Here is a 20,615-nt window from a genome sequence, read left to right as displayed (position 1 = left end):
CCAGCCTCCACTCAGCGTCGCCTCGGAGGCCGACGAGGAGAACGCACCCCGGATGTCGGGGTCGATGGTTCGCGACTGCATCAACCACTTGTTCAGGACCACCGGCCGTCCGGCCACGTAGCCGTCGTCGAGGAGCATCTGTCCGAACCTGGCGATGTCGCGCACCATCGACCCCGACATCCGGGGCGCGTTCTCCTCGTCGGCCTCCGAGGCGACGCTGAGCGGAGGCTGGTACCGCAACCAGTTCTGGTACGTACCCGGACCACTCGGCGATCTGCAGGTGTGCCTGGGCATCCACGGCCAGATGGTCGTCGTCGACCGGGCCACCCGGACGGTGTCGGTCAAGTTGTCGTCGTGGCCGGCGGCGCAGTCGCCGGCCCATCTCGTCGACACCATCCGGGCGTTCGCCGCGACGGGCCGTGTCCTGGCCGGGATTCCCGGTGGCGCCCACGGCCCGGGCGCCTTGACCGGGCCGATCGGGGTGGCGAAAAGCCGCGATCGCGGCGAACGGTGAGCGCCGCTACTTGACGAACCCGATCGGGTAGACCGCCGGGGGAGAGGGCAGCGCCTCACTGACGTACATCGCGCGGATGCCGTCGATGTAGCGCCGGCAGCGCCGGGTGAGCCCGTCATCGGTCTGCATCCGGCCCTTGGTGACGAGGATGCCCAGGTCGGCACCCTTGAACCGGTAGTCCCCGGGTCCGTAGATGCGCAGGAAGAAGCACTCGTCCTCGTGGGTCACGTCGTGCCAGTCGTTGGTGACCCCGACGAAGTTCAGCGCGCCGTCCTCGTCCAACCGGTAGCGCCCGGTCGCCGGCGCGGCCAGAATCCGCTCGACGGAGTCATCGGGTTCCTTCATGACCAACTGCGCCCACACGTCCACGGCGGCCAGATCCCGCCAGCGCTCGTTGATCTCGTCGATGTCGGCCTCGTAGTCGATGTCCATGAACTCCAGCAGGTGGAACAGGAACAGCGGGATGTCGGCGTAGGCGCCCGCGGTGACGTTGGTGATCGAGGACACCCCGGAGATGCGGGGGTTCAACTCGCCCAGGTAGACGTTGTCGGAGTCGAGGTCCACCAGGACGTCGACTTCGAAGAAACCCCTGTAACCCTCCTGGCGGAGCCGGTCGCCGAGGCGCCGCACGTGCTGGATCGCGACGTTGCGGTGCGCTTCGGAGAGCGCCCCGGGGAAAAGGTCGTTGCCGCACCACCCTCCCCGGTAGGGGGTCAGCTCGGGGTAGCCGGTCAGGTCGGTCATGAACGGCCCGACGACCGTGCCGTGTTCGGTGTTGACCGCCTCCACGGCCACCGCCCGGTTGTTGATGCGTTTCATGATCTTGAGGTCCTGGCCGACCATGTTTGCGCTGTCCCGGTCCCAGTCGGCTTGGCCGGTGATGAAGAAGGTCGTCTTGCCCGAGTCGCCGTAGGGTGTCTGAACCACCAGGTCCGAGCCCAGGCCGGCCGCGGCAGCCAGTTCGCTGAGCTGCTGGTAGCTGTCGGCGCGCGCCAGGGTGTTGGGCACCGACGGAGCTCCGGCCTGCTCGCCGAGCTGTGTGGTGACGATCTTGGAGTCGAGATGGCGGCGCAGTGCGTCCGGCGGCAGAATCAGGTTGTAATCGAGTTCGCGGCAGATGCTCTCGGTCTCCTCGTCGAAGAAGACCATCGCGATCATCGGCCGTAAGCCCGTTGCCGCGCAACGGGATTCGATATGGCGTTTCACCTCGGCATCACGAAGCAGGTAGTTGTTGATTTCCTCTGAACTCGTGAACTCGATGTAGGGCTTGCTCTTGGGAGTGAAGACCCGGGGATGCGCCGAGTCCCAGGAGTCGTGATATACGATGTACTCGAATCCTCTGGCCCACCGGTCGATCCCGAGCAGGTTGAAGGCCGTCGGACCGACGAAGAAAATGGGTTGCTCGTTGGTCCGGAAGAACGTCCGGATTTCCGGGATTCCGTTCAGACCCCGGGATCGGAATACGTTGGATATCATCTGATTTCCGAGATCCTTCCCGGTTGATCGGGGCTTTGCCGAGACGGATTCTCTCACGCCGCAGACGCCGGCGACCTGGAAACAGGGTGAGCCGAACCAACGAAGGAGGCCTCGATGGCCCAGCACCCACTGGACCCGCTGTCGGCCGATGAGTTCCGGCAGACCGCTGAGATTCTCCGCCGTGAAGTCCGGGTGACCGAGGGGTGGCGGTTCGCCGCGATCGAACTCCAGGAGCCGGAGAAGAGCAGGGTCAAGGCTTGGCGGCCCGGTGATCCCATACCTCGAGCCTCGTTCGCGGTCCTGCTCGACCGCGCCGAGAACAAGACCTACGAAGCCATCGTCGACCTGATCGACCAGTGCGTGGTGTCCTTCGAGTACATCCCCGGTGTGCAGCCCAACTTCACCCTCGACGAGTTCTACGAGATGGACGAGGCGATGCGCAAGCATCCCGACGTGATCGCCGCGCTCGCCGAGCGCGGCTATACCGACATGAACCTCATCCTGATCGACACCTGGGCCTACGCCAGGGCTCTGATGCCGGCTTCGGTGGAGCTCGCCCGCGCGGTCCTGCGACGACGAGAGAAGTACCCGGACCGCAGGCTCGGTTGGTGCGACCTGTGGGCCCGGGCGACACCGGAGGGAAATCCCTACGGCCATCCGGTCTCGGGCCTTCAACTGGTCGTCGATATGAACACCGGTGAACTGCTGGAGATCGACAACGACCACTCCTACGGCCAGCCCGAGGTGGACTGCGAGTACGTGCCCTCGTTACGCGGCACTCCGCTGCGGACCGATGTCAAGCCGCTGCACATCACCCAGCCCGAGGGGCCGTCGTTCACCCTGGACGGCTCGGAGCTGAAGTGGCTCAACTGGACCCTGCGACTGGGCTTCAACTACCGGGAGGGCCCGGTCATCTACCAGCTGGCCTTCGACGACAACGGCACCCGGCGTGATGTCGCCTACCGCATATCCCTGGCCGAGATGGTGGTTCCCTATCGCGACCCGTCTTTCGACCACTACCGCAGGACCGCGTTCGACATCGGGGAGTGGGGTCTGGGAGCGATGACGACCTCGCTCGAGTTGGGGTGTGACTGCCTGGGCGAGATCGTCTACCTCGACGCCACCCTGGCGAACACCCGTGGTGAGCCCTACACCATCAAGAACGCGATCTGCCTGCACGAGGAGGACAACGCCGTTCTCTGGAAGCACGTCGATCACCGGACGGGGCCCGAGGTGCGCCGCCAACGCCGGATGGTGATCTCCTGCCACGCGACCGTGGCCAACTATGAGTACCTCGTCTACTGGCGCCTGTACCAGGACGGCAACATCGAGTGCGAAATCAGGGCCACCGGAATCATGGTGACCACACCCTTCCCGGAAGGCACGACCCCGCCGCCCTACGGGACGGTCGTCGACAAGAACACCTATGCCCCGTTCCATCAGCATTTCCTGGTCGCCCGGCTGGACCTGGACGTCGACGGTGAGGACAACACCGTGCTGGAGATCGACTCGGTGGCGCCGCCGTTGTCCGCGGACAATCCCTACGGCCTGGCTCTGGTGAACGAGACGACGCCGATCACCTCGGAGGCGGAGGCCGCCCGCGACTTCGACTGGTCGACCCAGCGGAGCTGGAAGGTGATCAATCCGGGCAAGACGAACAAGCACGGCACCAACGTGGGCTACAAACTCGTCCCCGGCGCGTGCTTCCCGCCGATGATGGATCCCTTGGCGCCCCAGTTCCTGCGGGCTCCGGTCATCGGCCACACCCTCTGGGTGACGAAGAACAGTCCGGACGAGCGCTGGCCGGCGGGCGCCTACCCGGTCCAGTCCGAGACCGACGCCGGGATGACCGAGTGGATCAAGGACGACGCACCACTGGTCAACACCGACGTCGTTCTCTGGTACGTGTTCGGCATCCACCACATCACGAGGATGGAGGAGTGGCCGATCATGTCGGTCGACACCGTGTCCTTCTGGCTCAAGCCGTCCGGTTTCTTCGACCGCAACCCGTCGATCGACGCGCCGCCGACGCCCAAGGGTGGAGGCGGGTCCTGCCACGCCGACTGACGGTAGTCGGGCGTCAATCCACCACGGTCGGCGTGTCCTTGTGCAGCGTCTCACCGCGGAAGAAGGCCGGTGCCGCCGCGCGCCAGGCCAGCATCAGTGCCAGCCCGAGAAGAATAAGGGTGAGCCCGAGGACGAGAACCAGCCCGACGCCGAAAACACTCGCGCCGCTTCCGTATTCGGGTGAGGCACTGTCTCGCAGAGTCACGATCAGCACCCCGAACAGCCCCACGCCGCCGAACAGCGGCAAGAGCAGTTTGAAGACGAAGCTCTTGGCGTCGACGAACAGTTCCCGGCGGAAGAACCAGATGCACGCAAAGGCCGTCATCCCGTAGTAGAAGCAGATCATGATCCCCAGCGAGTAGATCGTGTCGGTCAGGGCGTTCTGGCTGAGGATGGTCATCACCGTGTAGAAACTCCCGGCGAAGACGCCGGCGGCAACGGTCGCGTAGGAGGGCGTCAGGTAGCGCGGATGGATCGCGCCGAACCGGGCCGGGAGAGCCTTGTATGTCGCCATACCGAGCATGGTTCGCGACGCGGGCAGGAACGTGGTGATCAGGCCGGCGATGCTGGAGGCCAACACCGCCAGGTAGAGCAGCATGTGCCAGGGACTTCCCAGCACCGGCTTGGCCAGTGCGCCGAAAACGTTGTGCGCGATCTTCTCGTTGCCCAATCCGTAGCCCTCGGTCCCGGTACCGCCGAACATCACGGCGGCCATCGACACGATCAGATACGTCACCAGGATCGACAGCACGGTCAGCAGCGCCGCGCGCCCGGGCGTCTTGTCCGAGCCCTTGGACTCCTCGTTGACCGTGAGGCAGGTGTCCCATCCCCAGAACGCGAAAATCGACCCGGACAGACCCGCGATGAATGCGGACAATGTGAGCCCGGCAGGGCTGAACCACAGGTCGGCGACATGCCGAAGCCGCTCCGGCAGATCGGGCGTCTCGACCATCGCCGTTCCCCAGTTGAAGCTGCCGTCTGAGGTGGACTTGATGACGGCGAACACCGCGAAGACCAGCAGCATGCTCAATTGGAAGCCGACCAGGACGAACTGGACCTTCTCGGTGGTGGTGACGCCGCGGTAGGCCACCCAGGTGGCCAGCGCGAGGAAGGCGAGGCAGGTCAGCACGTTAACCGTGTTGTTCTCCCAGAGCGTGCCCAGGCTGGCGCTTCCGGAGACCTCGCCGAGCAGCTGGTAGAAGAACTCCACCGCAACCCCGGCGAGATTGGACAGCACGATGGCCGTCGCCAGGATCGCGGCCCACCCGCCGATCCAGCCGACGTAGGGCCCGAACGCCTTGCTGGTCCAGGTGAACGACGTTCCGCAGTCCGGCATGACCTTGTTCAGTTCGCGGTAGGCGTAGGCGGCGAAGAACATGGGCAGACAGCCCGCGATGATCACCAGCGCGGTCTTGTAGCCGGCCTGGGTGACCAGAATGCCTATCGTCGCCGACAGGGTGTAGGCCGGTGCGACACAGGAGATACCGAGCACGACACTGCCGAAGACACCGAGCGAGTTCCGGGAAAGACCCTTCTCCTGCAGGTCGGCTTCGGGGGCGTGGTGGACCTCGTGTGTCTCGTTCATACCCCCCGCCGGGATCACATCACGATCTGCTCGAATCAGAAGTACCGTACCGCTGACACGATGGTGCGTTGCGTGTTTGCCTTGGATGTCGGAGCTGGAGCTGAGGGAAGGCACCCCGGAATGACCGAAGCGGTCGATTTGGTCGAGAGCGGTGTCGTCGTCGGTGCGGACGGGTCAGAGCACGGGATCGCCGCGGTGCGTTGGGCGGCCCACACCGCGGCGGCCTACGGCCTGCCGCTGACGGTCCTCTATGCCCGCCCCGATGCCGCCGCCGAACCGACGCTGGTCCCCGAGCCCACCGGGGTGCTCGGGGCGGCGGTGGCGCTGGCCCGCACCGCGGCTCCGGGCCTGGAGATCCGGGCGCTGCAGATGCCCGACGCCCCGGTGCAGTCGCTGCTCGCCGCGGGCGAGAACGCCGACCTGCTGGTCATCGGGTCCCGCGGGATCGAAGGCTTCCGGGGTCTGCTGCTGGGTTCGACCACGATGCACGTCGCGCCCTATGCCCAGTGCCCGGTCGTGGTGGTGCACTCGGGCCTGGAGGGCGGGGTTCCGTTCGAGGACGCCGAGGGCTGCCCGGGCAATCCCGGGCAGGTCGTCCTGGGTTACGACGGCTCGCCGGCGTCGAACCGGGCGGCGGCCTTCGCTTTCCGTCACGCCGAGGCCCTCGGTTGCGGCGTGGTCGCGGTGAGCGTGGAGGCCGGCAGGGGAGAGCCGGAGACCGAGCAGATCGACCCGGAGAACGCCACACCCGGCTCGGACACCAGTGCGTTCCACTCGCCGGTGATCGTGACGGCGTCGAGTTTTCCAGACGTCCCGGTGAAGTTCGTGGCGGGAACGGGCCGTCCGGCCGAGGTGCTGCTCTCCGAGGCCGACGGCGCCGAACTGCTCGTGGTCGGCAGCCGGGGGTCCGGCGGGTTCGCCGGGCTCATCATGGGGTCGGTGAGCCAGAAGGTGCTGGCGCACGCCAGCAGCCCGGTCGCTGTGCTGCACCCGGGTATCCCGGCCGAGACCGCGGCCGGGATGGCCTGAGCGGCAACGGCTTACGGGGCCGGACCAGATCCAGCCCAGGTCTAATCGAGCAGGATCGACTTGACTCTCACCTCGGTGGCGGGCTTGCCGTCCTGGCCGCCGCCGGCCACGCCGGCCGCGGCGATCTTGTCCAGGGTCGCCAGCCCGGTGGCGTCGATGGTGCCGAACACGGTGTAGTTCGGCGGCAGCTTCGAATCCTTGTACACCAGGAAGAACTGGCTGCCGTTGGTGTCCGGCCCCGCGTTGGCCATCGCCAGCGCGCCGCGCGGGTAGAGAACCGGCTTGGCCAGCGCCGGGTCGTCCTTCGAATATTGGTTGCTCGGGTACTCGTTGGGGAACGAATAGCCCGGTCCGCCGGAGCCGGAGCCGGTGGGATCGCCGCACTGCAGCACGCCCAGTTCGGGCGCGGTGGTCAGCCGGTGGCAGACGGTGTCGTCGAAGTAGCCCTTCTGGGCCAGGCTGGCGAAGCTGTTCACCGTGCACGGGGCCTCGGAGTTGTTGAGGATCAGGCCGATGTTGCCCTGGTCGGTCGACATGCTGACGCTGACGGTGGCCGGGTCGGTGGGCACCTTGCCGGTGTTGGGCGGCGGCACGTCCTTGGCCTTCGGCCCGGCCGCCGGGTACTGGCAGTTCGCGCCCAGGCCGTCCGGAGCCTTGAAGGCGGGCAACTGGTCGGGGCCGCCCCCGCGCACCAGCTGGGTGGGTGCACCAGGCGGCGCCGGAGCCGTGCTGGTCGGAGCGGTTGCGGTGTCCGCCTTGTCTCCTTTGAGCACGAACGCCGCGATCGCAGCGGCGCCCACGGCCAGGGTCAGCATGGCGGCGACCACGGTCAGGATCCGCCGGCGCCTCTCCTGCTGGGCGCGCTGCTCGAGCTGCTCTTCGAGCTTGCGCTTGGCCGTCTCGCGTCGCTCTGCGTTGCTGGACACCGCTGTGGTCCCTCCGTCTCGGCTCGTCGTGAAATCGCGCAGACGAGTGTGCCAGCCCAACATGTGAGCGGGGCTGAGGGCCCGCCCGAACCGCCGGGTGGGAGACTGGTCAGCGTGTTGCTCACGGGTTTCCCGGCCGGGATGCTGGCCTGCAACTGCTATGTGCTGGCGCAGCGCCAGGGTGCCGACGCCATCATCGTCGACCCGGGCCAGCGGGCGTTCGGTCCGTTGCGCCGGATCCTCGACGAGAACCGGCTGACTCCCGCCGCCGTGCTGCTCACCCACGGCCACATCGACCACCTCTGGTCGGCGCAGAAGGTGGCCGACACCTTCGGCTGTCCGGTGTTCATCCACCCCGAGGACCGCTACATGCTCACCGACCCGATCCGCGGCTTCGGCCCGAAGATCGCGCAACTTGCGTTCGGGGCGCTGTTCCGCGAGCCCAGGCAGGTGGTCGAACTCGACCGCGACGGCGACACCCTGGACCTGGGCGGCATCACGGTCACCGTGGACCACACACCGGGTCACACCCGCGGGTCGGTGACCTTCCGGGTGCCGCGCGACGGCGGAGCGGTGGCGTTCACCGGCGACACCCTGTTCAAGCAGTCCATCGGCCGCACCGACCTGCCCGGCGGCAGCGGCCGGGACCTGCTCGGCTCGATCCTCAACAAACTGCTGGTCCTCGACGATGAGACCAAGGTTCTTCCCGGGCACGGACCGAGTTCCACGATCGGGCTGGAGCGGGTCACCAATCCGTTCCTCGAGGGCCTGACGCTGTGACGGGATTTCAGGCCCCCAAGGGGGTGCCCGACTACCTCCCGCCGGAGTCGGGCGAGTTCGTCGCGGTGCGCGACGGACTGCTCGCCGCGGCCCGGCGGGCCGGCTACGGCGACGTCGAACTGCCGATCTTCGAGGACACCGAGTTGTTCGCTCGCGGGGTCGGGGAGTCCACCGACGTCGTCTCCAAGGAGATGTACACCTTCGCCGACCGCGGCGACCGGTCGGTGACGTTGCGACCGGAGGGCACCGCCGGGGTGATGCGCGCGGTCATCGAACACGGCCTGGACCGCGGGGCGCTGCCGGTCAAACTCTGCTACGCGGGCCCTTTCTTCCGCTACGAGCGCCCCCAGGCCGGCCGCTACCGCCAGTTGCAGCAGGTCGGAGTGGAGGCGATCGGGATCGACGATCCCGCGCTGGACGCCGAGGTGATCGCCATCGCCGACGAGGGATTCCGTTCCCTGGGTCTTGACGCCTTCCGGTTGGAGATCAGTTCGCTCGGTGACCAGACATGCCGTCCGCAATACCGGAAGCTGTTGCAGGACTACTTATTCGGGCTCGATCTCGACGAGGCGACTCGCGCCCGCGCCGAGTTGAACCCGCTTCGTGTGCTCGACGACAAGCGGCCGCTCGTTCGTGAACTGACCGCGGGCGCGCCGGTGATGCTGGATCACCTCTCCGATGCCGCCAAGGCGCACTTCGAGACGGTGCTCGCGCATCTCGACGCACTCGGAGTCCCCTACGTCGTCAACCCGCGTCTGGTGCGCGGCCTGGACTACTACACGAAGACCACCTTCGAATTCGTCCACGACGGTCTGGGTGCGCAGTCCGGCATCGGCGGCGGCGGCCGCTACGACGGGCTGATGGATCGGCTGGGGGGCCAGGACCTCTCCGGCATCGGCTTCGGGCTGGGCGTGGACCGCACCATGCTGGCGCTGCGCGCGGAGGGCCGGCCGGCCGGCGGGCACGCCCGCTGCGACGTGTTCGGGGTTCCGCTGGGCGGGCAGGCCAAGCTGGAGCTGGCCCGGCTGGCGGCGGCACTGCGCGCCGCCGGAGTGCGGGCCGATCTCGCCTACGGCGACCGCGGCGTCAAAAGCGCGATGCGCGCCGCCGACCGCTCCGGTGCCCGGATCGCCCTGGTGGCCGGTGATCGCGACATCGACGCCGGCACCGTCGGGGTGAAGGACCTGTCCACCGGCCATCAGGACGAGATCGCCGTTGACTCCGTTGTCGCCGAGGTTCTTTCGCGGCTGACCTGACGCGTCCTGTCCCCGGCGCGTCCGGCCTCACTGATTTCTTAATCCGGCGCGGGGAACCCGGCGCGGGGCACTGTCCGTTGTCGGGATATGAATCGGCTGATCGAGGACTATCTGCGCGCCCGCGGTGTGCGGTATTTCCGGGGCCACCACGACGACGAGTACTTCTTCCTCGTCGACTTCGTCGCCGAGGCGTACCGCGGGCGGCTCAACGTCCATCTCGAGGCGTCCGGCGCGGACCGGGACTCGGTGCAGGTCAGCGTCTCCCCGGATCGGTACTACCCGGCCGGCCGGCGTGAAGTCCTCGCCGGGGTGGCCGACCGGTGGAACGCCGAGGCCCGGGTGGTGCGATCGGTGATACTCGATTCGTCCGACCCGCACCTGGTGGGCGTGCTGGCCAGGGCGGAGCAGCGTCCCGGCGGCCCCGCGGAGTTCGCCGACTTCGTCGAGGCCGCGGTGTCCGGCGCTGTCGAACTGTTCGGTCTGATGACGGCGGTGGTGGCGCCCGCCCAGCAGGCCCCTGGCGCCCTGCGTGACGCGGGCTGACCGGCCCCGTAACGCGCCGTCCGCGCGCTCCGATAATCGGGTTATGCGATATCTGACGGTGATCGCCGCCGGGATGGTGGCCGTCGGGGTGGCAGGAGCCCCGACCTGCTGGGCCGACCCTGCCGATCCCGCCGATCCCGCGGGCCCCACCAGCACCGCGCCGGCCGGCGCCGAGGCGACCGGAGCGCCCGAGGCGACCGGAGCGGCGGGGTCGCACCAGGTCACCTACACCGTCACCACCACCAGCGATCTGACCGCCAACATCTACTACGTCACCGCCGACCCCCCCGACCAGGCGTCGGCCAACACCGCGCAGTACATGCCGATGGCGCGCACGATGGTCGGGCCGGGCGCCCCGTGGACCTTCCAGGCCAGCCTGAACGACCCGACGAAGTGGGCATTCGTCAGTGCGAGCGGCGGTCTGCGGGTCAACCCCGAGTTCCGCTGCGAGATCGCCGTCGACGGCCAGGTCGTGGCGTCCCAGCAGGGTGGCAGTGGCGTGCAGTGCGCGCTTCGGCCCTGGTGATCGCAGGCGCTAGCCGAGGTCGCGAGCGCTGAAGGTGTCGCACTTGTTCGGGTCGCCGGTCTGATACCCCACGGTGAACCATTTCTGGCGCTGGGCCGACGAGCCGTGGGTCCAGCTCTCCGGGTTCACCCGTCCGGTGGCCTGCTCCTGGATCCGGTCGTCGCCGACGGCGGCGGCCGCGGACAGTGCGTCGGCGATGTCCTTGTCGCTCAGCGGCTCGAGGTAGGTGACGTCGGTCCCGGGCTGTTTGGTGATGGCCGCGAAGTGCGCCCACACCCCGGCGTAGCAGTCGGCCTGCAGTTCCGAGCGCACGCCTCCGCCGGTCGCGCCCTTGGCGCCCTTCTGGGAGCGGCTCAGATCTCCGGTCAGGTTCTGCACGTGGTGCCCGTACTCGTGGGCCACGACGTACTCCTGGGCCAGCGGGCCGCCACTCGAGCCGAACTCGTTCTTGAGAACGTTGAAGAAGTCGACGTCGAAGTAGGCGGTCTGGTCGGCCGGGCAGTAGAACGGGCCCATGTCACTGCTGGCCGCGCCGCAGCCGGTCTGCACGTTGCCCTTGAACAACCGGGTCCCGGGCCGCTGGTAGCCCTTGAGCAGCTGGGACCAGATGCCGTCCAGGGAGTTGCCGGTGGCCACCACCCGGCACTCGGCGAACTTGTTGGCGTCGGCGCCGGTCTTGCACTGGGCCAGGTCGAAACCGGGGGCGGACTGCCCGGGCCCGGCCGGCTGCTGGAGGATCGGACCGGGGTCAACCCCGAGGAACAGTGCGATCAGCATGACCGCCAGGCCGCCGAAACCGCCGCCGATCGCGATCCCGCGGCCCGACCCGCCGCTGCTGCGGGTGGTGCTGGTGTCGATCCGCATGCCTTCGTTGAAGGTCATGAGCGCTCCTCGGTACTCCGGCCCGACTGGCCGGGCGCCTGCCGGAACCAGTTTGCCACAGCGTCACCGCCGGGTGGTGTGGTCGGCGCGGCCGCCGGGAGGCGTCGGCGGCGAGTCCGGGGGCACCTCCTAGACTGAGCCCTCGTCTGATTCGCCGATTCCTGGGAGATCGTGGTGCTGCGCAGTCATGCCGCCGGCTCGTTGCGGGCTTCCGACGCCGGACGCAGGGTCACCCTGGCGGGCTGGGTGGCGCGGCGGCGAGACCACGGCGGGGTGATCTTCATCGACCTCCGGGAGACCTCCGGTGTGGCGCAGGTGGTGTTCCGGGAGGCCGACGTGCTGGCTGCCGCGCACCGGTTACGCGCCGAGTTCTGCGTCGCCGTCGAGGGAGTTGTGGAGATCCGCCCGGACGGCAACGCCAACCCGGAGATCCCCACCGGTGACATCGAGGTCAACGCCACGTCGCTGACCGTTCTCGGCGAGTGCGCCGCACTGCCGTTCCAACTCGACGAACCGGCCGGAGAGGAGGCCCGGCTCAGACACCGCTACCTGGACATGCGGCGGGACGGCGGCACCGGAGACGCGCTTCGGCTGCGTTCGGCGGTCAACGCCGCCGCCCGGTCGGTGCTGGCCGGCCATGACTTCGTGGAGATCGAGACCCCGACGCTGACCCGCTCGACGCCGGAGGGAGCGCGGGACTTCCTGGTGCCGGCCCGGCTGCAGCCCGGCAGCTTCTACGCGCTGCCGCAGAGCCCCCAGCTGTTCAAGCAGCTGCTGATGGTGGGCGGCATGGAGCGGTACTTCCAGATCGCCCGCTGCTACCGCGATGAGGACTTCCGTGCCGACCGACAGCCGGAGTTCACCCAACTCGACATCGAGATGAGCTTCGTCGACGCCGACGACGTCATCGCCGTCGCCGAGGAGATCCTGGCCGCGCTGTGGGCACTGGTCGGCTACCAGGTGCCCCGGCCCGTCCCGCGGATGAGCTACGCCGAGGCGATGCGCCGGTTCGGGTCGGACAAGCCGGATCTGCGGTTCGGGATCGAACTCGTGGAATGCGCCGACTTCTTCAAGAACACCCCGTTCCGGGTGTTCCAGGCGCCCTATGTGGGCGCGGTGGTGATGCCAGGCGGCGCCTCCCAGCCGCGCCGGACCCTGGACGGCTGGCAGGAGTGGGCCAAACAGCGTGGCCACAAAGGCCTGGCCTACGTGCTCATCGGCGAGGACGGCACGCTGTCGGGCCCGGTGGCCAAGAACCTCTCCGACGCCGAGCGCGCCGGGCTGGCCGCATACGTGGGTGCGAAACCCGGTGACTGCGTGTTCTTTTCGGCCGGTGCGGCCAAGGCTTCGCGTGCACTGCTGGGGGCGGCCCGCGGCGAGATCGCCCGGCGCCTGGACATGATCGACGAGGCCGCGTGGGCGTTCGTCTGGATCGTCGACCCGCCGCTTTTCGAACCGGCCGGGGATGCGACCGCATCCGGCGACGTGGCCGTAGGTTCCGGCGCCTGGACGGCGGTGCACCACGCCTTCACCGCGCCCAAGCCGGAGTTCGCCGGTGTCATCGACACCGACCCCGGTGCCGTGCTGGCCGACGCCTACGACATCGTCTGCAACGGTCATGAGATCGGCGGCGGATCGATCCGCATCCATCGCCGCGCGGTGCAGGAGAAGGTGTTCGCGGTGATGGGCATCGACGCGGCCGAGGCCGACGAGAAGTTCGGATTCCTGCTGGAGGCCTTCACGTTCGGGGCGCCGCCGCACGGCGGGATCGCTTTCGGGTGGGACCGCATCACCGCCCTGTTGTTCGGCGCCGACTCGATCCGCGACGTCATCGCCTTCCCCAAGTCCGGAGGCGGGGTGGATCCGCTCACCGACGCGCCGGCGCCGATCACCGCCGCCCAGCGCAAGGAGTCGGGTATGGATGCCCGGCCGGGTGCGGACGGCCCTGCACATGAGCGGGTCTGAGCAGGGTCGGATTGAGTAGGATCGGCCCGGTGGACAACCAGCTGGCCTATATCGACCAGGGTTCGTTCCTGGCCATGCGGGCTCTCGGCCACGAACCGGTTCAGCAGCTGGTCTGGCTCTACGGCCACGACGTCAATGTCGAGCGACTGCGGGAGATTCATCGCAATCTCGGGCACACCCTGCTGGGCCGCCGCATCGAACGCTCGCCGCTGCCGTTCGGCCGGCACCGCTGGGTGTCAGCGCCGGATCAGTCTGAGCTGTTGGTCAGCCCGGCGCGGCCCCGCGCCGAGCTCACGGACTGGATGGACGAGATCGGCACGATGGGAGTCGACCCGGAGCGCGGGCCGGCCTGGCGCATGGCGGTCGTCCCGTTCACCGACGGGGGCGCAGCGGTGACGCTGGTCGTCTCGCACTCGGTGGCCGACGTCGGCGGCATCCTGTTCTCGATCTTCGGGGCACTGGCCGGCGTGAAGGCCGACCTCGGGTATCCACCGTCCGGGTCGCGGATGAGGCGACGGGCGTTGCGCGAGGACGTCAGGGAGTTCCGGGGCGCGGTCCCCGACATCCGCCACGGGGTCAAGGCCGCACTGCCGGTGCTGCGGGAGGGCAGGCCGGCATCGCCCAGACCGGCGAGTCCGGCCCGAACCCGGGATACCACCACGGCGATCAGACCCTCGGTGTTCGCGTTCGTGCCCACCGAGGAGTGGGATGCCCGGGCCAAGGAGATCGGCGGCAACAGCGGTTCGCTGGTCGCCGGTTTCGCGGTCCGGCTCGGGTCGCTCATGGGCCAGGGCCGTCCGGACGGTTCGGTCACACTGAACTTCCCGGTCAGTGACCGCGGAGACGGTGACACCCGCGCCAACGCGCTGACCGGGATGACGGTCAGCGCCGATCCCGACGAGGTTCTGACGAATCTGGCGAAGCTGCGCGCCGACATGAAGGCCGGGCTGAAAGAGGTTGCCGCCGAGTCGAATGCCGCGCTGGCGGCGTTACCGCTTGTGCTGCTCACGCCCAAGCGGGTGGTCAGGAGGCTGGAGTGGCTGGCTCTCGGAGACGGCCCGGTGGTGGGCTGCACGAACATGGGGGACCTGCCCGAGGCGCTTACCCAGCTTGACGGAACCCCGGCGGAATTCCTGTTCGCCCGCGGTGTCGAATGGCCGATCGGACCGGCCGGTCTTGACCGGATCGGCAACTGGCTGCTGGTCGGATCCTGCAGGCTGAACGGCAAGGTGTTGCTGATGGTCACCGCCTGGCAGGTCGGCACGAGCAATACGCGCGAGCAACTCGGCGATCTGATCGGCCGCGCGGTCGCCGACTTCGGGCTCTCCGCGACGTTCATCTAGCCGTCGATGAACGCTTCGATGACCACGCCGGCGGACAACGTCCTGGATTTCATGGACGAGAGCTTCTTTCTCGACTTCCGGGCCCAGGGCCACGGTCCGATGATCCAGTTCGTCTGGATCTACCGGCACGACCCCGATCTGGATGCGCTGCGGCGTTTCCAGCACAACCTCGGCCGGGGACTGCTCGGCCGGTGTATCGAGCACTCGCCGCTGCCGTTCGGCAGGTCCCGCTGGGTTGCCTGGACGCCACCGGCTGATCTTGATGTCGCCGAAAGGCCAAGGCCGCAGGACGAACTCACAAGCTGGACGGACGAGGAGGCGGCGCGTCCGCTTTCGGTGGAGAACGGTCCGCCCTGGCGACTGGCGATCCAGCCGCTGGCCGGCGGCGGCGCGGCGGTCTCTCTTCTGGTCGCCCACGCCGTCGCCGACGGGGTGGGGATGAGCAATTCGGTGGCCGATGCCGTCAACGGAGTGACCCGGGACCTGGGGCTGCCGCCGCCGCATTCGCGGACGCGGGGCCGGGCGCTGGCCGAGGACGTCCGCCAACTGATCCGCGACCTGCCCAAAGCGGCCAGGGCCCTGGTGCTCTCGCCGCTGGCAGCCAAGGAAGTACCCATGCGGGTTCGGGCCGGACTGGAGAAACGGGCCCGCCGGGCGGACCGCCCGGCGGCCCTGCCGGCCGCGAACGCCGGCCGCGCCCGCAGACTTCCCTCGCTGACGATGCTCATCGACATCCCGCAGTGGGACGAGTGCGCCGCGAGTCTGGGCGGCACCAGCAATTCACTGCTGCTCGGGTTCACCTCGCGGCTGTGCTACCTGCTGGGCTGGCTCGACACCGACGGACTGGCCAACCTCGCGATGCCGGTCAATGAGCGCACGCCCGGCGACAACCGGGCGAACGCATTGGCCAGCGTCACGCTGACCCTGGATCCCGCCGTCGCCTCCGATCTCGGGGGTATCCGCGCGGCGGTCAAGTCGGCGCTGTCGGGACTGGAGCGGGCCCGCGGCCGGATCATGGCGCCGCTCGCGCTCGTCCCGTTCGTGCCGAAGTTCGCCGCGAACCGCGTCCAGACCGTGGTGCAGCGCAGCGCAAGCATCACCTGTTCGCATTTCGGGGACCTCGACCCCGCGGTGAACAGGCCCGACGGCACCGATGCGGAGGTGTTCTACGTCCGCCACGCCCGCACGCCTGAGATGGCCGAACCGGAGATGCTGCGGCGTGCGGGCGGCCTGTTCTTCCCCGTCGCCTCGGGCCGGCTCGGCGGCAGGATTCACATCAGCATCTGTCACTCCGACGCCGAGGGGTCCACCACCGTCGGGGAGTTGACCGCGGTGGCGCAGCGGGCGCTCGACGACTTCGGGCTGACGGCCAGCATCATCTCCTGACCACCCGGTGACGCGTGCGCCGGTGCTTTAGCGCCGCGGGAATGTTTGGTTCTACATGTTTAGTTCTACTATGTAGCGGTGGGCTACGTTGCGGTCGGCTCGGCCTCGGGGTGGATGCGGTGACGGTGGACAGCACCGCCGAACCGGACGCGCCGCCGCAGACGGTGGCCGAAACCCCGCGCCCGGCCGAGGGCAGGCGCGAGAAGCGGCGGGCCAAGGCCCAGGTCCGGGCTGCCGCCAAGCAGCGTCGCCGGCCCCGCCGCACCCTCGGTTACTGGCTGATGAGACTGCTGCGCAAGTCCTGGATGGTGCTGCTGATCGCCGCCGTGGTCGCGGTGGCGGCGTTCGCCGTGGACCGGCTGCACGGCGTGTTCGGCAAGACCGAACTGACCCGGCCGGGCAGCGGCCTGGCCGAGGACGCCGAGCCGTTCAACCCCAAGGTCGTGGTCTACGAGGTGTTCGGCCCGCCGGGGGCTACGGCGACGGTGAACTACCTCAACCTCGACGCCGAGCCGCAGATCGCACGGGACGTCGCGCTGCCGTGGACCCTTGAGCTGAGCACCACCGCCCCCGCGGCCGCGGCCAACCTCGTCGCTCAGGGCTACAGCGACAGCATCGGGTGCCGGATCACCGTCGACGGCGTGGTGAAGGCCGAGCGGTGGTCAAGCGGGGTCGCCGCCCAGACCTTCTGCATCGTCAAGTCCGGATGATCACCCGAGTCCGGACAACCCCCCAGCCGAGACAGCGCCGCCCGGACACGCAGGGTCCCGCGCGGCCGCGCATCGCACTGTGGATCCGCCGGCTGGCGGTGCCGATCATCCTGGGCTGGCTGGCCCTGACGGTCTACACCAACATCACGGTGCCCCCGGTCGAGGTGGTCGGCCAGGAGCGGTCCGTGCCGATGGCGGCGGCGGACGCGCCGTCGACCATCGCGATGAACACCATCGGCAAGACGTTCGGGGAGTTCGACTCGAACACCTCGGTGATGATCGTGCTGGAGGGCGACGAACCACTCGGCGACGGCGCGCACCAGTACTACGACGAGGTCGTGCGCAGGCTCAACGCCGACACCAGGCACGTCGAGCACGTCCAGGACTTCTGGAGCGACCCACTCACCGCGGCGGGCTCGCAGAGCGCCGACGGCAAGGCCACCTACGTCCAGGTCTACCTGGCCGGCAACATGGGTGAGGGACTGGCCAACGAATCGGTGGACGCGGCCAAGAAGATCGTCGAGAGCGTCCCGCCCCCGCCCGGGGTCAAGGTCTACGTCACCGGCCCCTCCGCGCTGATCGCCGACGCGCACATCGCCGGGGACCGCAGCCTGAAGATGATCACCGGACTGACCTTCGGCGTCATCACGGTGATGCTGCTGTTCGTCTACCGCTCGGTCGTGACGGTCGTGCTGGCGCTGCTGATGGTCTTCCTGGAAGTGGCCGTGGCGCGCGGGGTGGTGGCGTTCGCCGGCCACCATCAGCTGATCGGACTGTCCACCTTCGCGGTGAACCTGCTGACCATGGTGGGGATCGCGGCGGCGACCGACTACGTGATCTTCCTGTTCGGCCGGTACCAGGAGGCGCGCAGCCGCGGTAAGGACAAAGAGTCGGCCTACTACGAGATGTTCCACGGCACCGCGCACGTCATCCTCGGCTCCGGCCTGACGATCGCCGGAGCGCTGCTCTGCCTGCACTTCACCCGGCTGCCCACTTTCAAGTCCATGGGCGTTCCGCTGTTCATCGGAATGCTGGTGGTGGTCGCGGCTGCGCTGACGCTGGGACCCGCGGTGGTCACCGTGGCCGGTGCGCTGCGCGGACTGGAACCCAAGCGCGCCATGCGCATCCGGTTCTGGCGCCGCATCGGGACCGCGGTGGTGCGCTGGCCCGCTCCGATACTCGTCGGCACCACGGCGTTGTGCCTGGTCGGTCTGCTGGCGCTGCCGGGCTACCGGACCGACTACAACGACCGGCACTATCTGCCTCAGGACGTTCCGGCGACTGAGGGGTTCGCGGCAGCCGAACGTCACTTCCCGGCCGCCCGGCTCAGCCCTGAGTTGCTGATGCTGGTGAGCGATCACGACATGCGCAACTCGGCGGACTTCCTGGTGATCGACCGGATAGCCAAGTCGATGTTCCATCAGCCGGGGATCAGCCGGGTGCAGACCATCACCCGACCGCTGGGCACGCCCATCGAGCACAGCTCGATCCCGTTCATGCTCGGCATGCAGGGCACCATCCAGAGTCTGAACATGTCCTATCTGCAGGACCGGATGGATGACATGCTGCGGATGGGCGACGACATGGCAGCCAGTATCGACAGCATGCAGCAGATGTACGAACTGATGGGTGAGCTCAACGCGGTCACCCACGACATGGTCGGCAAGATGCACATGACCTACGAGGACGTCAAGGATCTGCGCGACAACATCGCCGACTTCGACGACTTTCTGCGCCCGATGCGCAACTACTTCTACTGGGAGCCGCACTGTTTCGACATCCCGGTGTGCTTCGCGATCCGGTCGGTCTTCGACACCCTCGACGGAATGGACGCCGTGTCAGACGACGTGCAGGCGCTGCTGCCCAGCCTGGACCGGCTTGACGCGCTGACCGCACAACTGCGCACGCTGATGCCGCCGATGATCGCCACCATGCAGTCCATGCGCACCATGCAGCTGACCATGCAGAGCACTCAGGCCGGGATGTGGGATCAGATCCAGTCCATGCAGGAGAACCAGAACGCGATGGGCAAGGCGTTCGACAAGTCCAACAACGACGACTCGTTCTACCTGCCGCCGGAGGTATTCGAGAACCCGGACTTCAAGCGCGGCATGAAGATGTTCCTGTCACCGGACGGAAAGGCGGTGCGGTTCATCATCTCCCACGAGGGCGACCCGATGTCTCCGGAGGGCCTGACCCACGTCGACACCATCAAGAACGCCGCCTTCGAAGCCATCAAGGGCACACCGCTGGAAGGGTCCAGGATCTACCTGGCCGGCACCGCTACGAGTTACAAGGACATGCAGACCGGCGCGAACTACGACCTGATGATCGCCGGAGTCGCGGCCCTGAGCCTGATTTTCGTCATCATGCTGATCCTGACCCGCAGCGTGGTGGCGGCGGCCGTCATCGTGGGAACGGTGGCGCTGTCGCTGGGCACGTCATTCGGGCTGTCGGTGCTGATCTGGCAGCACCTGCTCGGCCAACCGCTGCACTGGATGGTGCTGGCGATGTCGGTGATCATCCTGCTGGCGGTGGGTTCGGACTACAACCTGCTGCTGGTGTCCCGGTTCAGAGAGGAGATCCCGGCCGGCCTGAGGACCGGGATCATCCGGGCCATGGGGGGAACCGGGTCGGTGGTCACCGCCGCCGGACTGGTGTTCGCCGTGACGATGGCGGCGATGATGTTCAGCGAGTTGAAGATCCTGGCCCAGGTCGGCACGACCATCGGGCTGGGTCTGCTGTTCGACACGCTGGTCATCCGGTCTTTCATGACCCCGTCCCTCGCGGCTCTGCTGGGCCGGTGGTTCTGGTGGCCGCAGGTGGTGCGGCAACGTCCGGTGCCGCAACCCTGGCCGGTACCCGCCGAGCGTGACCACGACGAGACAACTCCGGTAGCCGTTCACTGACCGGCCCGGAAACGAAACACCCGGCACGGTGCTGTCGCATCCGTGCCGGGTGTTTCGGCTAGCACTGCGTTGTCAGGACTTGCGGCCCTTCATAACGGCGCCCACGACCGCGGTCAGGATGGCACCGACGACACCGCCGCCGCCGAGCTGACCGATGATGTGCGAGATGTCGCCGCCGCCACCGAGCAGGTTGCCCGCCAGCCCGCCGCCGAGCAGCCCGCCCAGGGCGCCGGTGACACTGTTGCCGCCGACTCCGAGGCTGTTCTTACCCGCGCCGGCGGCGTTACCGCCGAGCAGTCCGCCCAGAGCGCCGAGTACCCATTCCATGCTGTTCTCCTTCTAGGAGGCCGTCCGGTACGGACAGCCGGGTTGGTGGACCGGTTTCGAGCCCAGGATCACTCCTGCAGGTGGTCGGGCGTCAGGTCGCTCTTGTCGGCCCGGCTCTCCTGATCATCACCGACGGCGTTGTTCTCGTAGGTGACCTGCATGTTGGTCTCCACCGGACCGGTGCTCTCGTACCTGATCACCGGCGAGACCTCCTCGTGGTGGATGGCCTCGCGGATCTCTGCCTTGACCTCCCGAATCTCCTCGCGGATGTGCTCCACCGGCCGGGCGACCGGCTTGGGGGCCGGCGGCGGCGGGGGCGGCGTCTTGACCACGGGCTTGGGAGCCGGCGGGGCCGGCGGCTTGGGGGCCGGGCGCGGAGGCGGCGGCGGAG

The 20,615-nt window shown here is 68.2% G+C and carries 17 protein-coding genes and 1 pseudogene; 12 read left to right on the top strand and 6 right to left on the bottom strand.

Translation table 11 applies throughout. The features are described from left to right. The first annotated feature begins 154 nt into the window (after positions 1-154). Positions 155-514: a hypothetical protein gene (locus ACKOQ4_RS09375; RefSeq protein ID WP_526291109.1), complete on the top strand. Its 360-nt coding sequence runs from the start codon at positions 155-157 to the stop codon at positions 512-514. Between the two features lie 6 nt (positions 515-520). Here ACKOQ4_RS09375 and ACKOQ4_RS09370 read toward each other — a convergent pair whose 3' ends face one another. After that, on the bottom strand, positions 521-1,990 hold the full coding sequence (locus ACKOQ4_RS09370) for a biotin carboxylase (protein ID WP_526291107.1): 1,470 nt from the start codon (positions 1,988-1,990) through the stop codon (positions 521-523). A 111-nt stretch (positions 1,991-2,101) separates the two neighbouring features. Between ACKOQ4_RS09370 and ACKOQ4_RS09365 the strand changes: the two are divergent. Continuing rightward, a pseudogene (locus ACKOQ4_RS09365) lies at positions 2,102-4,057 on the top strand (primary-amine oxidase); the annotation flags it as partial. Positions 4,058-4,070: 13 nt separating this feature from the next. Here ACKOQ4_RS09365 and ACKOQ4_RS09360 read toward each other — a convergent pair. Beyond that, positions 4,071-5,642 carry an amino acid permease gene (locus ACKOQ4_RS09360; protein WP_526291105.1) on the bottom strand — a complete coding sequence of 524 codons (1,572 nt, stop codon included), beginning with the start codon at positions 5,640-5,642 and terminating at the stop codon, positions 4,071-4,073. Between the two features lie 120 nt (positions 5,643-5,762). Between ACKOQ4_RS09360 and ACKOQ4_RS09355 the strand changes: the two genes are divergently transcribed. Beyond that, on the top strand, positions 5,763-6,671 hold the full coding sequence (locus ACKOQ4_RS09355; RefSeq protein WP_526291103.1) for a universal stress protein: 909 nt from the start codon (positions 5,763-5,765) through the stop codon (positions 6,669-6,671). A gap of 41 nt (positions 6,672-6,712) precedes the next feature. On the opposite strand, the gene ACKOQ4_RS09350 is transcribed toward ACKOQ4_RS09355, so the two are convergent. After that, positions 6,713-7,597, bottom strand: a complete 885-nt coding sequence (locus tag ACKOQ4_RS09350; protein ID WP_526291101.1) for a peptidylprolyl isomerase — start codon at positions 7,595-7,597, stop codon at positions 6,713-6,715. 114 nt (positions 7,598-7,711) lie between these two features. Here ACKOQ4_RS09350 and ACKOQ4_RS09345 point away from each other — a divergent pair, with 114 nt between their 5' ends. The 4 genes from ACKOQ4_RS09345 (at position 7,712) to ACKOQ4_RS09330 (ending at position 10,702) form a co-directional block, all read left to right on the top strand. Next, the gene (locus ACKOQ4_RS09345) at positions 7,712-8,377 is read left to right on the top strand and encodes an MBL fold metallo-hydrolase (RefSeq protein WP_526291099.1); all 666 of its coding nucleotides are present in this window, start codon (positions 7,712-7,714) and stop codon (positions 8,375-8,377) included. Beyond that, the gene (gene hisS / locus ACKOQ4_RS09340) at positions 8,374-9,633 is read left to right on the top strand and encodes a histidine--tRNA ligase (RefSeq protein WP_526291097.1); all 1,260 of its coding nucleotides are present in this window, start codon (positions 8,374-8,376) and stop codon (positions 9,631-9,633) included. The genes ACKOQ4_RS09345 and hisS overlap by 4 nt, the downstream gene beginning before the upstream one ends. Before the next feature lie 87 nt (positions 9,634-9,720). Continuing rightward, positions 9,721-10,176 (top strand): hypothetical protein, encoded by a 456-nt coding sequence (locus ACKOQ4_RS09335; protein ID WP_526291095.1) that lies wholly within the window; start codon positions 9,721-9,723, stop codon positions 10,174-10,176. Positions 10,177-10,219: 43 nt separating this feature from the next. Further along, complete coding sequence (locus tag ACKOQ4_RS09330) at positions 10,220-10,702, top strand: Rv2576c family protein (protein WP_526291093.1); 483 nt, start codon at positions 10,220-10,222, stop codon at positions 10,700-10,702. Between the two features lie 9 nt (positions 10,703-10,711). Here the strand turns inward: ACKOQ4_RS09330 and ypfJ are convergent, their stop codons facing one another. Next, entirely contained in the window at positions 10,712-11,584 is an 873-nt protein-coding gene (gene ypfJ / locus ACKOQ4_RS09325) for a KPN_02809 family neutral zinc metallopeptidase (RefSeq protein WP_526291091.1), read from the bottom strand. Between the two features lie 168 nt (positions 11,585-11,752). Between ypfJ and aspS the strand changes: the two genes are divergently transcribed. The 5 genes from aspS (at position 11,753) to ACKOQ4_RS09300 (ending at position 19,897) form a co-directional block, all read left to right on the top strand. Continuing rightward, positions 11,753-13,549 carry an aspartate--tRNA ligase gene (gene aspS / locus ACKOQ4_RS09320; protein ID WP_526291113.1) on the top strand — a complete coding sequence of 599 codons (1,797 nt, stop codon included), beginning with the start codon at positions 11,753-11,755 and terminating at the stop codon, positions 13,547-13,549. A 29-nt stretch (positions 13,550-13,578) separates the two neighbouring features. After that, positions 13,579-14,892 carry a hypothetical protein gene (locus tag ACKOQ4_RS09315; RefSeq protein WP_526291089.1) on the top strand — a complete coding sequence of 438 codons (1,314 nt, stop codon included), beginning with the start codon at positions 13,579-13,581 and terminating at the stop codon, positions 14,890-14,892. A gap of 18 nt (positions 14,893-14,910) precedes the next feature. Further along, complete coding sequence (locus ACKOQ4_RS09310; protein WP_526291087.1) at positions 14,911-16,278, top strand: hypothetical protein; 1,368 nt, start codon at positions 14,911-14,913, stop codon at positions 16,276-16,278. A 281-nt stretch (positions 16,279-16,559) separates the two neighbouring features. Then, a complete protein-coding gene (locus tag ACKOQ4_RS09305; protein ID WP_526291111.1) occupies positions 16,560-16,988 on the top strand; it encodes an MmpS family transport accessory protein in 429 nt (142 codons plus the stop codon). Further along, on the top strand, positions 16,985-19,897 hold the full coding sequence (locus ACKOQ4_RS09300) for an MMPL/RND family transporter (protein ID WP_526291085.1): 2,913 nt from the start codon (positions 16,985-16,987) through the stop codon (positions 19,895-19,897). The genes ACKOQ4_RS09305 and ACKOQ4_RS09300 overlap by 4 nt, the downstream gene beginning before the upstream one ends. Positions 19,898-19,969: 72 nt before the next feature. Here the strand turns inward: ACKOQ4_RS09300 and ACKOQ4_RS09295 are convergent, their stop codons facing one another. Then, on the bottom strand, positions 19,970-20,224 hold the full coding sequence (locus ACKOQ4_RS09295; protein ID WP_526291083.1) for a hypothetical protein: 255 nt from the start codon (positions 20,222-20,224) through the stop codon (positions 19,970-19,972). A gap of 68 nt (positions 20,225-20,292) precedes the next feature. Continuing rightward, the coding region (locus ACKOQ4_RS09290; RefSeq protein WP_526291081.1) for a hypothetical protein at positions 20,293-20,615 on the bottom strand (323 nt) is incomplete at its 5' end.

Source organism: Mycobacterium sp., from assembly GCF_046095365.1.
Taxonomy (GTDB): Bacteria; Actinomycetota; Actinomycetes; order Mycobacteriales; family Mycobacteriaceae; genus Mycobacterium.
The sequence above is the reverse complement of the archived record's forward strand: the minus strand, read 5'-3'. Positions and strand labels throughout refer to the sequence as shown.